The organism is Thermosynechococcus sp. TG215 (assembly GCF_031583455.1).
GTDB lineage: Bacteria > Cyanobacteriota > Cyanobacteriia > Thermosynechococcales > Thermosynechococcaceae > Thermosynechococcus.
Genome location: NZ_CP134178.1, coordinates 586,441 through 600,226 on the forward strand (window position 1 = coordinate 586,441; position 13,786 = coordinate 600,226).

A 13,786-nucleotide genomic window follows, 5' to 3' on the forward strand; every position below is an offset into this window, starting at 1 on the left:
ACATGATCAGAGCACTGCGGCGGATCTGGTTGCCGACCCTTCCCAAGTTAGATCAGTATCTTCTCTCGCTACTGCTGCCGGGGTTTGTTTTTGGCGTTACAATCTTTACCACTTTGGCGCTGACCGTCGGCACGATTTTTGATCTGGTGCGACAAATTGCCGATGCTCAACTGCCCCTAACGATTTTGCTGCAATTGATTGGCTATCAACTGCCCAGCGTCTTGGTCTTGGTGTTTCCGATGGCCGTGTTGCTCGCGGTTGTGGGGGCGATGAGTCGGCTCTCAGAGGAGGGGGAGTGGATTGCGCTGCGCAGTGTGGGGATTTGTCTGCGCCGTGTCCTCGTCCCTGTGGTGGTTTTTGCGTTGTTTGTGAGTGGGTTGACCCTTGCGCTCAATGAAATCGCCGTACCCATCGCCAAGTATGAATCGCAAAAACTCATGCGGGAGTTACTGCAACAGGAGCGTACCCTCGGCTCAGGCACCGATATTTTCTACCCTGAGTACGATCGCCAAGGAGATGTGCGGCGACTGTATTATGGGCATCGCTTTGATGGCAGCCGCATTCAGGGAATCACGGTTTTGGACTTTTCACAACCACAGGTGACTCAGGTCATTAGCGCTGAATCCGCTGAGTGGAATGTGCGTGAGAGTCGCTGGTTACTCTCTCAGGGGGTAGCCTATTTGATTACCCACACGGGAGTCAGCCGCAATCTCTTGCAATTTGATCAACAGGAGATCCGCTTGCCGCGGCCTGCCCAATCTCAACAACTGCGGCCAACAGATGTGGATGAACTCTCGATCACCCAAGCACGCCGTGCCCTGCAACGTCTCGATCCCAATCAAGAGCCAGAACTGGTGCGTGCCCTCAAGGTTCATCTGGCTCAGGCCTATGCTCAGCCCTTCTTGGCGGTGGTCTTTGCCCTTTTGGGGGTGGGGTTTGGCCTCAGTCCCTCCCAACGGCGGGGGCGCCAAGGATTTGGCATTAGTGTGGCAGTGGTGTTTGGTCAGTACGTGCTCACGTTTTTTCTCGGTGCACTGGGGACGATTGGCACCCTCTCCCCCCTTGCAGCAGCGTGGTTGCCCCACGGTATTGGCTTGGTGGTGGCGATCGCCCTACTGTGGCGCGCGGATCGTAGCTAGAGAGGTATGATGAAAAAAGTGCTGATTGCTGATCCATGCCGCAAACGTTTGATCTTCACGTTGTTGAGACGCGACCCTTGTTGACGCCTGCTACCCTGCTGGCGGATTTACCGCTGACCGAATCCCAAGCCACCCTTGTGGCCACAACCCGCGATCGCATTCGTGACATTTTTAAGGGGCGCGATCGCCGACTGCTGGTCATTGTGGGGCCTTGTTCAATTCACGATGTCAAGGCAGCCTTGGAATACGGGGAAAAGTTGGCGCGGCTGCGCGATCGCCTGCGGGATAGTCTTGAAATTGTCATGCGGGTTTATTTTGAAAAACCCCGCACCTCTGTAGGCTGGAAAGGGCTGATCAACGATCCGCACCTCGATGGCAGCTATGATATCAACACCGGCTTACGCCTCGCACGGAAGCTGCTGCTGGATTTGGCCAACTTGGGGATGCCCGCCGCTACAGAATTGCTCGATCCAATCATTCCCCAGTACATTGCTGACGTTGTGAGTTGGACCGCCATTGGTGCTCGTACGACGGAAAGCCAAACCCACCGTCAAATGGCGTCGGGTCTCTCGATGCCCGTAGGCTTCAAAAATGGCACCGATGGTCACTTAGATTCCGCAATTAATGCCATGATCGCGGCACAGCAGTCACACCATTTTCTGGGAATTAATGCTGAAGGCCGTGCCAGTATTGTTGCCACCACTGGGAATCCCGATACTCACCTTGTACTGCGCGGCGGCAAAGAGGGCCCTAACTATTCTGCCGCTCACATCGAAATGGCGGCTGCCCTCCTAGAGCGTAAGGGACTCACCCCCCGCCTGATGGTGGATTGTAGCCATGCCAACGCTGCCAAAGATGCCCAACGCCAAGTGCTAGTGTGTGAAAATCTTGCCCAGCAGGTACAGCAAGGTTCCCGTTATTTGGCGGGTGTGATGATCGAGAGCCATCTCAAGGCGGGTAATCAACCGATTCCCAAGGATCTCTCGCAATTGGTCTATGGCCAAAGTATTACCGATCCCTGCGTGGACTTTGCGACAACAGTAACGATGCTCGAACAATTGGCTAGTGCGGTGGGGTCACAACTGGTTGCCAGATAACTGAATCGCCTATTGTAGCAGGGGAAGCTAGTTACTTGCCCCTTGGGAAGGTAGATTCAATGAAAAGAACTCTTCCTCATTTTTGAGGATGTGAAAGACCTTATCCATGCTCGTGAGTTCAAAGAGCATCATCATCTGCTTGGGAATATTGCATAGGTAAAGCTGTCCCCCACCTGCCCGGACGGTTTTTAGGGCAACAACAAGAGCGCCTAAGCCAGAACTGTCAATGAAGGTGACCTCACCACAATCCAGCAATAGGGCTTGAGTCCCCCCTTGAACCAGCTCACCAATGGTTTGACGAAATTCCTGAGCTTGGGGGCCACCAAAGACCCCAGACAGCTTAATCACTTCGACAGTATTAGCCATAACAGGATGATGGAAAGGAGTTCCCCGCTAGTATACAGCCTTTTTTTCACCGAGATTCGTCACGCGACCAACCCATAACCGCCCTTTGCTGGGTTCCAGAGATGGGGTGCTCTGTGAAATTTTGTGGAGTGAGCGTAACAGGCCGTAGTAGTCATAGTAGGCTTAACTCTAGCCGTTGAGAAATTTTTAGGACGATAACTCATGGTGCAACGTGGTTCTAAAGTCAAGATTCTCCGCCCTGAATCCTACTGGTACAACGAAGTGGGCACCGTCGCCTCTGTGGATCAAACCCCCGGCGTCAAATATCCTGTGATTGTGCGCTTCGACAAAGTCAATTACACCGGCTACAGCGGCAGTGCCAGCGGTGTGAACACCAATAACTTTGCGCTGCACGAAGTGCAAGAAGTGGCTCCGCCCAAAAAAGGTAAATAGTTTCTCAGACCGTGCCGGAATTACCGGAAGTTGAAACCGTACGTCGTGGGCTAGAGGTGGTCACCCTTGGGCAACCCATTGTGGGGGTGGAGGTGCTTCTAGCCCGTTCTATTGCGCTTCCTGAAGAGCCGCAAGCGTTTATTGATCACCTGCGCGATCGCGCCCTGCAACAATGGCAACGGCGCGGCAAGTATCTTTTAGCCACCCTAGATGACGGCAGCCACCTCGTCATTCATCTGCGCATGAGTGGTCAGTTACTGTGGCTCACTGATCCGGTGCCCCTTTGTTCCCATACCCGTGTACGCTGGTTTTTCGCAACGGGGGCGGAACTCCGCTTTGTGGATCAACGGACGTTTGGTCGCTGTTGGTGGATTCCTGCACACTGCCGCCCCGAAACGGCGATTCCCACACTGGCCAGCTTGGCACCAGAACCCCTGAGTGAGGCCTTTACAGTTTGGTTCTTGGCGGAGCGGTTGGTGCATTATCGTCGCGCGCTAAAAACGGCACTTTTGGATCAAACCGTTGTTGCCGGCATGGGGAATATCTATGCCGATGAAAGTCTTTTCTTGAGTGGTCTGCACCCCGCCCTACCCACCTACACCCTAACGATTGAGCAGATCGTTCACCTCCATCAGGTGATTCGCCAAGTGCTGAGGGAAGCGATTGCAGCGGGCGGTACGACAATTCGTAGCTTCGTCACTCCGGCGGGGGTGAATGGTCGCTATGGGGGTCAAGCATGGGTCTATGGTCGCAAGGGGGAAGCCTGCCGCGTCTGTGGCACAACGATTGAACGGCTGCGCTTGGCAGGACGCTCCAGTCACTATTGTCCCCGCTGTCAGCCGCTGTCTTCCGCAATGGGCAAATAAAGGGTGAGAATTTCGCCCGCTTGGCGATCGCGCCGTTGAATGACCTTAGCGCCGACTGCTTCTATTAAGAGTTTTGCCGCCTGAAAGTTGAGACTCAGTTGGCCGGTTGCGGGATGCCACAGGAGCAGGTGCCCCAAGGCGGCCAGATCGCTGCGGTGTTTGTACTGGGGCGATCGCAATTCTAGCTTCACGTGCTGCCCTGCCCGCTGCACCACCAATTTCAGTTCACTCTCTGGGGCAAGGGTTTGGCTATAGTATTCCACTAACCCAGTCAAGACCTGATCCAAAGACGCTGGATCACTGAGAACAAGGGGTAAATTGGGCGGATAGTCGAGAACCAATTTGACTTGACGACGCGCCGCCTGTTTTTGCCAGCGAGCCAAGTTGGTCGTGAAGAGTTCCGTCAAGTGGGTTTGCCCAAACGCAAGGGGGGGTTTGGGGCTAGGACTAGTGAAGATTTCGGCGGCATCACTCAGGAGATTAAAGCGGGTGATTTGATCCTGAATCTCTTGACCAATCTTTTGCAGATACTGGTACGTGCGCTGCGGTAGATTCTCTTGCCGTTGTAGCAATTGGATAAAGGTATTGATGGTGGTGAGGGGAGTGCGCACCTCGTGGGAAAGGGCTTGCAGCAGGCTAATATCCGCAGCCATGGGGGTAGAAGTCACAGTCAGGGGCGTGGCCGCCGGTTGACTATAGTCCAGCAGCCATTGAGCAAACTGACTCACCAAACGATAGCTGGGGGGCACCATCTCGACACTGGCCAGCCACTGATCAATGGGGTGGAGATTGGCTAAGGGAAGTTGCTGCCGCAATTGCTGCCAAAAAGCATGAATTTCCTCAGGGGCAAAGGAAAAGTGCAGTCCGCGCTCCCCTTGATAGATCAGTAAAAGATTGACCTCTGGACTCAGAAGCAGGCAAAAGGGATTCATGCCTTCTCGCGCTGCGGGCAAAAGGGTCATTGCTGGCAAAGCAGGATTGGCGTCTGTAGGGGGCAGGTAGGGCAGCGATCGCCCTTGGGGCATGAGGACATAGGTTTTTAGGGGACAATCTTGAAGAATGAGGCTGGGGAAGGAAACTAAAAAGCCCTCAATGGGATGCGTGACTGCCAATAATCTTTCTAAGGCAGCAACCCCCGCTTGCCACTGCCAAAAGCGATCGCCAGCACGGGTATCATACCGATCAATGGTGGAATGAGAGCGTCCCATAGCAGCCGATGCAACGTCCCCAACTGCCTTGACCATAGCCCCAATAATTCCAATCTGCCTAGGAGTAAAACCGTACTTAGGCAGGGATGATGCCGTACAGGTCGTAAATATCAGCAGCAGTAATCTTCACGGGGACAATTGTGCCCAAGGTGGCTCTTCCCTTCACATAGACCACACCATCAACATCGGGGGCAAATCGGGGCGATCGTCCAATCAATTCCCCAGTTTGTGGGTTTTCCTGCTCAATGAGCACAGGCATGGTTTTGCCCACTTCAGCGGCATTTTTGCGCTGGGCAATGGGTTGTTGCAGTTGCATCAGGCGATCGCGCCGCGCCATTTTGATTTCCTCTGGAACCTGATCCGGCAGATCATAGGCGGCAGTCCCTTCCTCAGCGGAGTAGGTAAAGACCCCCACATGGTCAAATTCATGGCGCTGCACAAACTGGCAAAGATGCTCAAAGTGGTGCTCAGTCTCACCGGGGAAGCCAACAATAAACGTCGTCCGCATCACTGCTTCGGGTAATTCCTGCCGTAACCGTTCAATCAGGCGATCGTTCACCCCCGCTTGCCACGGCCGATTCATCGCGCGCAGCACCTCTGGATGGGAATGTTGCAACGGCAAATCGAGATAGGGCAAGATATTGGGGGTTTCTCGTATCGCTGCAATCACCTCAGGCGTTAGCCCCGTAGGATAGGCGTAATGCAACCGAATCCAAGGTACATCCACCTCCCCAAGGGCACGGATCAGCGCCGCGAGTTGGGGTTGACCATAGAGATCAATGCCATAGTTGGTGGTAATTTGCGAAACAATAATGATTTCTTGGACGCCCTCGCTGGCGAGTTGATGGGCTTCCTTAACAATGGACTCAATGGGGCGCGATCGCTGGTTGCCCCGCAGATGGGGAATGATACAAAAGGCACAGCGATAGTCACAGCCCTCAGCAATCCGCAGATAGGCCACCGGTTCCGGCGTGGTGCGGTAGCGAGGAACGGTTTCATCGGCAATGTAGGTGGGCACAGCACTAATTTGTTGCACCCGCTCACCCGTTTCTACCCGCTCAATCACCTCAACAATGTGCTGGTAATCGCCACTGCCAACGACGGCCACCGCCTCAGGAAGCTCCGCCAAGAGTTCCCCTTGAAAATGCTGCGCTAAGCAGCCTGTGATCACAATCTTCTTATTGGCTTCTGCCAGTTCTACCAGTGTGCGCACCGACTCTTCGCGGGCGGCTTGGATAAAGCTACAGGTATTGACAATAACGTAGTCGGCTTCGGTTTCATCGGTACCCACCCCATAGCCCGCTGCCGCAAGGAGACCAATCATGTGCTCCGTATCCACGCGGTTCTTATCACAGCCAAGGTGGGCAAAGGCAATTTTCGGTTTGGTTGGGTTTGGCATCTAAACGGGTCAGCACCATCTAACAGTAGGGGGTAATATCTTCACCACACTCGTCGGCCAAATAGCTGAGCGAGCGGAAGCGCAACCCCACTAATTGATCATAAAGGGGATTGAGTTTACAGAGGGGGGGAATATGGACAATCTTGCGACCAAAAAGGGTAATGTCGCGCTCAAAGGGGCATTGGGGGGGAATCAGGCGGCAGAGAAAGCGAGCTACCTTGGCATCTTTGACCTCTAAACCATCCAGCCAGTGGCGCACGGGATCCAATAGGCGCAGGGTTTGTTCATTGCTCTCGTGCTGACCATCAAGGGTGTGCTTCAGGGACTCAAGGGCAGTAATTTCCAGTCCCAAGGCGTTGCAGAAGCGTTGCAGTTCGGCATCCTCCGATTGGGAGTAAATGCCATTGGCAAGCGCCACCATCACGGCTGTACGCACGAAATTTTCCGCAAGGGCGCGATCGCCGCCAAAGGTGGCCACCAGTTCTTCATTAGTGACTGGAGCAAAATGTTCAAGATCTATTTCTGGGGCAATTTCCTCGCGAATCAGGCTCGCAATCAGTTGCTTCTCTTCGGGATCAAAGTGACCATCGGCGCCGGCAATGCTCAAGAGACCCTTAATCCAAATGGCCGTTTGTTCCGGTGTCAGTTCTAGGGTAGATGCTGCGGTGGTTGCCATAGAGATTGCCCCAAGATTGCTGCTCACTACGACTGTACTCTAGGTCTGGGTCTTTCGTGCCATCCTGAAGGACGGATAAAATCCTTGCTACAATTGACGAAGTTTTGTTAAGCACTGTGTCCCGTCCTTGACTGTTTCGCTGTTGCCCTCCACCTGCTCAACCCCTTGGTATGCCCTTGATCCCATTTGGCAGGGGGACGCGGTGGCGATCGCCCAAGGATTACCTCATGATCTTTTAGCGCCGGCGTGGCAAATCCTGATTCTTGGGGATGGCTCCCCCACCCGCCACCTGCAACTGCTGACGGGTGAAACCACGGAAGTGGACGTGATAGATATGTCCGCCATTGGCCATGCCAGCGATCGCGCCCCGGCGCAACTGCAACTCATTCCCGGCCCGCGGCTGCGGCGTCAAGTGTGGCTACGCACCGCTTCAGGTCAGCGTTTGGCCTATGCCACCTCTTGGTGGGAAGCGGCTCATGTGGATGAGTATTTGCAAAACCGTGCCATGCCCATTTGGACGAACCTCGCCCAACGCAAGGTGGAGCTTTATCGCGACATTCAGGCGGTGTATCTCGGGCACTCTGAAACCTTGGCGGCAGCCTTTGGCGAGGCGGGGCCTTTTTGGGGGCGGCATTATCTCTTTTGGCACGATCGCCGTCCCATTACGCTGATTTATGAAGTCTTTTCGCCCTACCTCTGCCGCTACCTTGGTCCGATGGGAAGTACGGCCTATTTGGCAAATTCAGGCTCAACATTAGCCTAAAGCGGCTGCCTCCGTAACGTTTTGTAAATATAATATGAACAGCTTTTTGTCCCCCTAGGGGGTTGCGTTCATCTTCGTCAGTTAGGGTAGCGTCATTCATGCGAGTTGCAATTGCCGGTGGTGGCTTAGCGGGCTTAGCTTGCGCCAAGTATCTAGTGGATGCAGGACATACCCCCATGGTGTTTGAGCGTGCCAATGTCCTTGGTGGCTTGGTGGCGGCATGGCAGGATGCCGATGGGGATTGGGTGGAAACAGGCTTGCACGCCTTTTTTGGTGCCTACCCCAATATGCTGCAACTCCTAGCGGAATTGGGGATTAGCGATCGCCTGCAATGGAAACGCCATGCCCTGATTTTTAACCAACCGGAAAAGCCGGGGGTGCTCTCGTGGTTTGATGTTCCCGATATTCCTGCGCCTTTTAATGTACTGCTCTCCATTTTGCGCAACAACGATATGCTGACGTGGGAGCAGAAATTCCGCTTTGCCTTGGGGCTGTGGCCAGCGATCGTGCGCGGCCAAAAATACGTCGAGGCAATGGACAAGTACACCCTCCTCGAATGGCTGCAACGCCAAGGGATTGATGAGCGGGTAAACTCCGACATTTTTATTGCGGCCTCAAAGGCACTGACCTTCCTGAACCCCGATGAGGTCTCGGCCACGATTCCCCTGACGGCGATGAACCGCTTTCTGCGGGAACGCTATGGTTCAAAAATTGCCTTCTTGGATGGGGCACCCCCCGAACGGTTGTGTCAGCCCATTGTGGATTATGTGACCGCGCGGGGCGGTGAAGTGCACACCAATGTGGCTCTGCGGGAGATTGTCCTCAATGAGGATCTCTCGGTGCAGTCCTTTGTCATGGCCGATCGCGAGGGACAACAGCGCTTTGAAGTCACAGCGGATGCCTATGTCTCAGCAATGTCGGTGGATGCCATTAAACTGCTGCTGCCGAAGCCGTGGCAAGACCTATCCTTTTTCCAGAAACTCAATGGCCTCGAAGGCGTCCCGGTGATTAACGTCCAAATCTGGTTTGATCGCAAATTGCCGACAGTGGATCATCTCCTCTTCTCGCGATCGCCCCTGTTGAGTGTTTATGCCGACATGAGCGAAACCTGCAAGGGCTATGCCGATCCCGACAAGTCAATGCTAGAGCTGGTATTGGCGCCTGCTGCGGAGTGGATTGGCCGCAGCGATGAGGAGATTGTTGAGGCGACCCTTGCGGAACTGGCCAAACTCTTCCCCAATCACCTACCGGAACCTGCTAAAGTGCTGAAAACGGCGGTGGTGAAAACCCCCCGCTCAGTCTATAAAGCCACCCCCGGTCGCCAAGCCTTTCGTCCGGATCAGGCCACACCCATTCCCAACTTCTTCCTTGCGGGGAGCTACACGATGCAGCCCTACCTAGGGAGTATGGAAGGTGCGGTACTTTCTGGTAAGCTGACAGCGCAGGCGATCGCGAAGCGGCTCGCAGAGAGCAACGCCCCGCAGCCCCCTAAAACCTCTATTCAAACTGCCGCCAATGCTGCAACTGCCTAGAGCCGAGTACGTCCCTCCCCTGATTTCCCTCGACGAGGCCTACGAGTTGTGTCGTCAGGTCACTGCCGCCTATGCCAAGACGTTTTACCTCGGCACGCTGTTGATGCCCCCCGCCAAGCGCCGCGCCATTTGGGCAATTTACGTCTGGTGTCGGCGCACCGATGAACTGGTGGATGGCCCCCAAGCCGCAACGACAACCATGGCCACCCTTGATGAGTGGGAAGCGCGCCTTGAGGATATTTTTGCTGGACGTCCCCACGATGGCATGGATTTAGCTCTAACGGCAACGCTGGAACAGTACCCCCTCGACATCCAGCCCTTTCGGGACATGATTGCTGGCCAGCGGATGGACTTGCACCGCAGTCGCTATGAAACCTTTGCTGAATTGGAACTCTATTGCTACCGCGTTGCCGGTACCGTCGGCCTCATGTCCCTTGAGGTGATGGGGGGAAACCCCTACAGCGATCGCCTGTGTTCCCCTTGGGTGGATCCCTATCAGGCTAAAGGTACCCTCAAGGATCAAGCCATTGCCCTTGGCATTGCCAATCAACTGACCAATATCCTGCGGGATGTGGGCGAAGATATGCGGCGGGGGCGGATTTATCTGCCCTTAGAGGACTTGGCTGCCTTTAACTACACCGCAGAAGACTTGCAGCGGGGAGTGATTGACGATCGCTGGCGGGCATTGATGCGCTTTCAAATTCAGCGGGCACGGCAATTTTATCGGGAAGCCGAAGTGGGGGTGGCTTACCTAGAGCGGGATGCCCGTTGGCCCGTGTGGTCGGCATTGATGCTCTATCGCCAGATTCTTGATGTCATCGAAGCCAACGATTACGATGTCTTTAATCGGCGCGCTTTTGTCTCTGATTGGCGCAAGCTGCTGTTTATCCCTATTTCTTGGTTCAAGGCCAGCTTCTAGCACCATGGCAGATCTGTACGTGGATTGGGACGAGTATCATCGCACCATTGAACAGTTGGCGATCGCTATCTATGAATCGGGATGGCAGTTCAATCAAATCCTCTGCTTGGCCAAGGGGGGGCTGCGGGTAGGGGACATTCTCAGCCGCTTGTTTAATCAACCCCTCGCGATTCTGGCGGTGTCCTCCTATGGCGGTGTCAATAACCAAGAGCGGGGTCGCATCACCTTTGCGCGAGATTTAACCATGACCACCGCTACCCTTGGCAGTCATGTCCTCTTAGTGGATGATTTGGTAGATTCTGGCCTTTCCTTGCAGAAAACCCTGCGCTGGCTAGAGGTCAAATATGGCTTTGCGGTGGAGGAAGTGCGCACTGCCGTTCTCTGGTACAAAGCGGCCTCTTGTATTCGTCCGGACTACTATGTTCATTACCTGCCGGAAAATCCGTGGATCCATCAACCCTTTGAACGCTACGAACAACTGACAGCGGCTGATCTTGCTCAAACCCTAACCCCCTGTCCATGACGCCTACCCTCACTCCCCCCCTCCAATGGCAGCGTCGCCACGTCCTCTCCCTGCAAGACTTTACGGTGGCGGAACTAGATATTGTGCTGCAAACAGCGCTCAGTTTTCAGGAAGTCCTGAATCGTCGCACCAAAAAAGTCCCCACCCTGCAAGCGCGGGTGGTTGCTAATCTTTTCTTTGAAAGCTCGACGCGCACCCGCAATAGCTTTGAACTGGCGGCCAAACGTCTTTCTGCGGATATTCTCAACTTTTCGCCCGGTACCTCGGCCCTGAGTAAAGGGGAAACGATCCTCGATACCGCTAAGACCCTGTGGGCGATGGGGGCAGAGTTCATGGTGATTCGCCATCAGCAGTCGGGGGTGCCCCATACGATTGCAGCAGAAATGGATCGCCTTGGCGGTCAGGTGGCGGTTCTCAATGCCGGTGATGGCTTGCACGAGCATCCCTCCCAAGCCCTGCTAGATTTGTTTACCCTTTGTCAACTCTACGATCCGCGTCAGCCCCGCTGTGCCCTGTTGCAGGGGAAGAAAATTGCCATTGTCGGGGATATTCGCCATTCCCGTGTGGCGCGATCGAACCTCTACAGCCTGAAAACGGCCGGTGCTGACGTGCATTTGGCCGGCCCCCCCACCCTCTTGCCGCCAGAATTTGCAGACTATGGAGCAACGCTCCACTGGACACTGGAACCTGCCCTTGCTGATGCCGATATTGTGATGACGCTGCGCCTGCAACGGGAACGCATGGATCAGCACCTGATTCCCAGTTTGCGGGAGTACCATCAGCAGTTTGGTATCACCCATGAACGGCTGCGCCTGTGCCGACCGGAGGTGCGGGTTTTGCATCCGGGACCGGTGAATCGCGGCGTGGAATTGAGTTCGGCATTGCTGGATGATCCGCAGTTCAGTTTAGTGAATCAGCAGGTGACCAGTGGGGTGGCGGTACGGATGGCGTTACTGTATTTGATGGGAACGTATCATGGAGGCAGGCCATGATTAAGGTCACCTTTGTGCCGGATCAGGTTTCCGTTGAGGCCGAAGTGGGTGAAAGTTGGCTGAGCGTTGCAGCGCGCGCTGGGGTCGACATTCCCACGGGTTGTTGCATGGGCAGTTGTGGCGCCTGTACGTTGGAATTGGAGGATGGCGAGGAAATTCGCGCCTGTATTTCTACGATTGCGGGCGATCGCAAGCAGGATGGCTCCATTACCGCTTATCTCTTTCGGGATCCCACATGGTAAGCCAAGGCCAGAGCTGTTAGCGCCAAATGAGAAAGCGCACAGTTAGAAAGAGTGCTGAAACCCCCAACTGCAAGGCCGTAATCGGCACCCCATAGCGCAGAAAGGTTTTGAAGCTAATGCGGCGGCCATGGAGTTCGGCCACACCCGCACCAACAATGTTGGCAGAGGCGCCCACCAGTGTGGCATTGCCGCCCAACGTTGCCCCTAGCATCATGGCATAGAACAGGGGCAGCACCTGGGGGGGCAAATCACCCCCATAACCAGGGTGGAGAATTTCTGAACCTGCTAGACCCACATCGACAAGGTATTTTTTCAGCAGTGGCACCATCGCCACCACAAGGGGGATATTGGGAATGACGCTAGAGAGAATGCCAATCGCAAATAAGAGCAGCAGTGAGCCAAAAAAGATATTTTGGCCAATGAGAATGGCGAGGAGGTGGGAGAGTTGACCAATGATGCCGGTTTTTTCTAGGCCACCGATCAAGACAAAAATGCTCATAAAAAAGATCAGGGTGGCCCAGTCCACATCCCGCAGAATGTGGGTCACCGTATCGATTTTGCTTTGATGGGATAAAAGGAGTGCAAGGGCAGCCCCCATTAAAGCGACCGCAGGGGGAGACACTTTGACGACCATGCCATCGCCAATAACAAAGAAGGTCAAGACAAAGACGATGATCACACAACCCACCGCTAGGGTGCGGGGATGATTAATTTTGGGGTGGGGCAAGTGATCAAGGGAGTTGAGTTCTTTGCGCCAAATGCGGCGAAAGAGAACCGGCAGACAAAAGACAATGACGGCGATCGCCAGCACACCCCCTAAACTTAACCGCAACAGATAATCGCTAAAGCTGAGGTTGATGGCATCCCCCACAATGTAGGTTGCCGGATCGCCCACGAGGGTGAGTAACCCCGCACTATTGGAGACAATCACCATCAAGATAATCAGGGGGACAAAGTCCACCCCCACTTCAGCCGCCATGGGGGGCAACAGGGGGGCAAGGAGCATCACTGTTGTGGCATTGGGCAGTACGGCACAGATGGGGGTTGTCAGAGCCACGATCCCCAGCAGCAGGCGTTTTCCCTGACCGCGGGCAAGCAGAACCATTTGGGTGGCCAGATACTCGAACACCTTAGTGGGTTCAAAGGCTCGCACCAGAACCATGACGCCGAAAAAGAGAGCGAGAGTACCGTGACTGCGGCCAATGTAGCTAATGGCCTCCCCAAGGGTCATAATGTTGAGAAAGACAAGGAGAATCGCGCCCAAAAAGGCTGCAATGGTAATGTTGATCCACTCGGTCATGATCAGGAGGATCACGCCTAGGAAGATCGTGCCAGCAGCGAATGTATGCCAGTGTTCAATCAGCATTGGGCTTCCTAAAAGTTTCTAAGGTAACAAATTCGGTCAACCCCACGAAACCGAATCACTGGAACACTGAGCAGTTGTGAAAAACAGCCAGTCTCCAACTGAATGCCGACGAAGTTAGCTGACGGGCTAGGATTCAGTGGTATCCTTTCTCGGTGGAGAATGCGCCCCTGATTCGTTGGTTCCTCCGCTCCAAGCTGCCAAGGCTTAGATTAGGCACAAAAAGATAAATTGCTACTCAACGTAGCATAGGCCTCTTGGGGGATTCA

The 13,786-nt window shown here is 54.5% G+C and carries 15 protein-coding genes and 1 riboswitch; of the genes, 10 read left to right on the plus strand and 5 right to left on the minus strand.

Going from position 1 to position 13,786, the window contains the following annotated elements; translation table 11 throughout:
* Nucleotides 1–2 precede the first annotated feature (2 nt).
* The gene (locus tag RHJ02_RS02660) at nucleotides 3–1,139 is read left to right on the plus strand and encodes an LptF/LptG family permease (RefSeq protein WP_206200956.1); all 1,137 of its coding nucleotides are present in this window, start codon (nucleotides 3–5) and stop codon (nucleotides 1,137–1,139) included.
* A 35-nt stretch (nucleotides 1,140–1,174) separates the two neighbouring features.
* Nucleotides 1,175–2,236, plus strand: a complete 1,062-nt coding sequence (locus RHJ02_RS02665; RefSeq protein WP_206200957.1) for a 3-deoxy-7-phosphoheptulonate synthase — start codon at nucleotides 1,175–1,177, stop codon at nucleotides 2,234–2,236.
* Between the two features lie 27 nt (nucleotides 2,237–2,263).
* On the opposite strand, the gene RHJ02_RS02670 is transcribed toward RHJ02_RS02665, so the two are convergent.
* Entirely contained in the window at nucleotides 2,264–2,602 is a 339-nt protein-coding gene (locus tag RHJ02_RS02670) for an STAS domain-containing protein (RefSeq protein WP_206200958.1), read from the minus strand.
* Nucleotides 2,603–2,803: 201 nt separating this feature from the next.
* Here RHJ02_RS02670 and RHJ02_RS02675 point away from each other — a divergent pair, with 201 nt between their 5' ends.
* Together RHJ02_RS02675 and RHJ02_RS02680 are read left to right on the plus strand one after the other, a co-directional pair.
* On the plus strand, nucleotides 2,804–3,034 hold the full coding sequence (locus RHJ02_RS02675; protein WP_011057407.1) for a photosystem I reaction center subunit IV: 231 nt from the start codon (nucleotides 2,804–2,806) through the stop codon (nucleotides 3,032–3,034).
* An 11-nt stretch (nucleotides 3,035–3,045) separates the two neighbouring features.
* The gene (locus RHJ02_RS02680; RefSeq protein ID WP_206200959.1) at nucleotides 3,046–3,900 is read left to right on the plus strand and encodes a DNA-formamidopyrimidine glycosylase; all 855 of its coding nucleotides are present in this window, start codon (nucleotides 3,046–3,048) and stop codon (nucleotides 3,898–3,900) included.
* Here RHJ02_RS02680 and RHJ02_RS02685 read toward each other — a convergent pair.
* The 3 genes from RHJ02_RS02685 to RHJ02_RS02695 form a co-directional block, all read right to left on the minus strand.
* Nucleotides 3,870–5,108 carry a sensor histidine kinase KdpD gene (locus RHJ02_RS02685; protein ID WP_302678781.1) on the minus strand — a complete coding sequence of 413 codons (1,239 nt, stop codon included), beginning with the start codon at nucleotides 5,106–5,108 and terminating at the stop codon, nucleotides 3,870–3,872. The genes RHJ02_RS02680 and RHJ02_RS02685 overlap by 31 nt on opposite strands.
* A 76-nt stretch (nucleotides 5,109–5,184) precedes the next feature.
* Entirely contained in the window at nucleotides 5,185–6,507 is a 1,323-nt protein-coding gene (gene rimO, locus RHJ02_RS02690) for a 30S ribosomal protein S12 methylthiotransferase RimO (protein ID WP_310800428.1), read from the minus strand.
* A 19-nt stretch (nucleotides 6,508–6,526) separates the two neighbouring features.
* Nucleotides 6,527–7,183 (minus strand): Mo-dependent nitrogenase C-terminal domain-containing protein, encoded by a 657-nt coding sequence (locus tag RHJ02_RS02695; RefSeq protein WP_206200962.1) that lies wholly within the window; start codon nucleotides 7,181–7,183, stop codon nucleotides 6,527–6,529.
* Between the two features lie 127 nt (nucleotides 7,184–7,310).
* Between RHJ02_RS02695 and RHJ02_RS02700 the strand changes: the two genes are divergently transcribed.
* The 6 genes from RHJ02_RS02700 (at nucleotide 7,311) to RHJ02_RS02725 (ending at nucleotide 12,154) form a co-directional block, all read left to right on the plus strand.
* The gene (locus RHJ02_RS02700; RefSeq protein WP_310800429.1) at nucleotides 7,311–7,946 is read left to right on the plus strand and encodes a chorismate lyase; all 636 of its coding nucleotides are present in this window, start codon (nucleotides 7,311–7,313) and stop codon (nucleotides 7,944–7,946) included.
* 98 nt (nucleotides 7,947–8,044) lie between these two features.
* Nucleotides 8,045–9,478: a 15-cis-phytoene desaturase gene (pds, locus tag RHJ02_RS02705; RefSeq protein WP_206200964.1), complete on the plus strand. Its 1,434-nt coding sequence runs from the start codon at nucleotides 8,045–8,047 to the stop codon at nucleotides 9,476–9,478.
* On the plus strand, nucleotides 9,462–10,397 hold the full coding sequence (locus tag RHJ02_RS02710; RefSeq protein WP_206200965.1) for a phytoene synthase: 936 nt from the start codon (nucleotides 9,462–9,464) through the stop codon (nucleotides 10,395–10,397). The genes pds and RHJ02_RS02710 overlap by 17 nt, the downstream gene beginning before the upstream one ends.
* A 4-nt stretch (nucleotides 10,398–10,401) precedes the next feature.
* The gene (locus RHJ02_RS02715; protein WP_149820490.1) at nucleotides 10,402–10,920 is read left to right on the plus strand and encodes a phosphoribosyltransferase; all 519 of its coding nucleotides are present in this window, start codon (nucleotides 10,402–10,404) and stop codon (nucleotides 10,918–10,920) included.
* The gene (locus RHJ02_RS02720; protein ID WP_310453237.1) at nucleotides 10,917–11,912 is read left to right on the plus strand and encodes an aspartate carbamoyltransferase catalytic subunit; all 996 of its coding nucleotides are present in this window, start codon (nucleotides 10,917–10,919) and stop codon (nucleotides 11,910–11,912) included. The genes RHJ02_RS02715 and RHJ02_RS02720 overlap by 4 nt, the downstream gene beginning before the upstream one ends.
* Entirely contained in the window at nucleotides 11,909–12,154 is a 246-nt protein-coding gene (locus RHJ02_RS02725; protein WP_206200968.1) for a 2Fe-2S iron-sulfur cluster binding domain-containing protein, read from the plus strand. The genes RHJ02_RS02720 and RHJ02_RS02725 overlap by 4 nt, the downstream gene beginning before the upstream one ends.
* 16 nt (nucleotides 12,155–12,170) lie before the next feature.
* Here RHJ02_RS02725 and RHJ02_RS02730 read toward each other — a convergent pair whose 3' ends face one another.
* On the minus strand, nucleotides 12,171–13,520 hold the full coding sequence (locus RHJ02_RS02730) for an ArsB/NhaD family transporter (protein WP_310743339.1): 1,350 nt from the start codon (nucleotides 13,518–13,520) through the stop codon (nucleotides 12,171–12,173).
* 87 nt (nucleotides 13,521–13,607) lie between these two features.
* A riboswitch (cyclic di-AMP (ydaO/yuaA leader) is annotated at nucleotides 13,608–13,746 on the minus strand.
* Nucleotides 13,747–13,786: the final 40 nt, after the last annotated feature.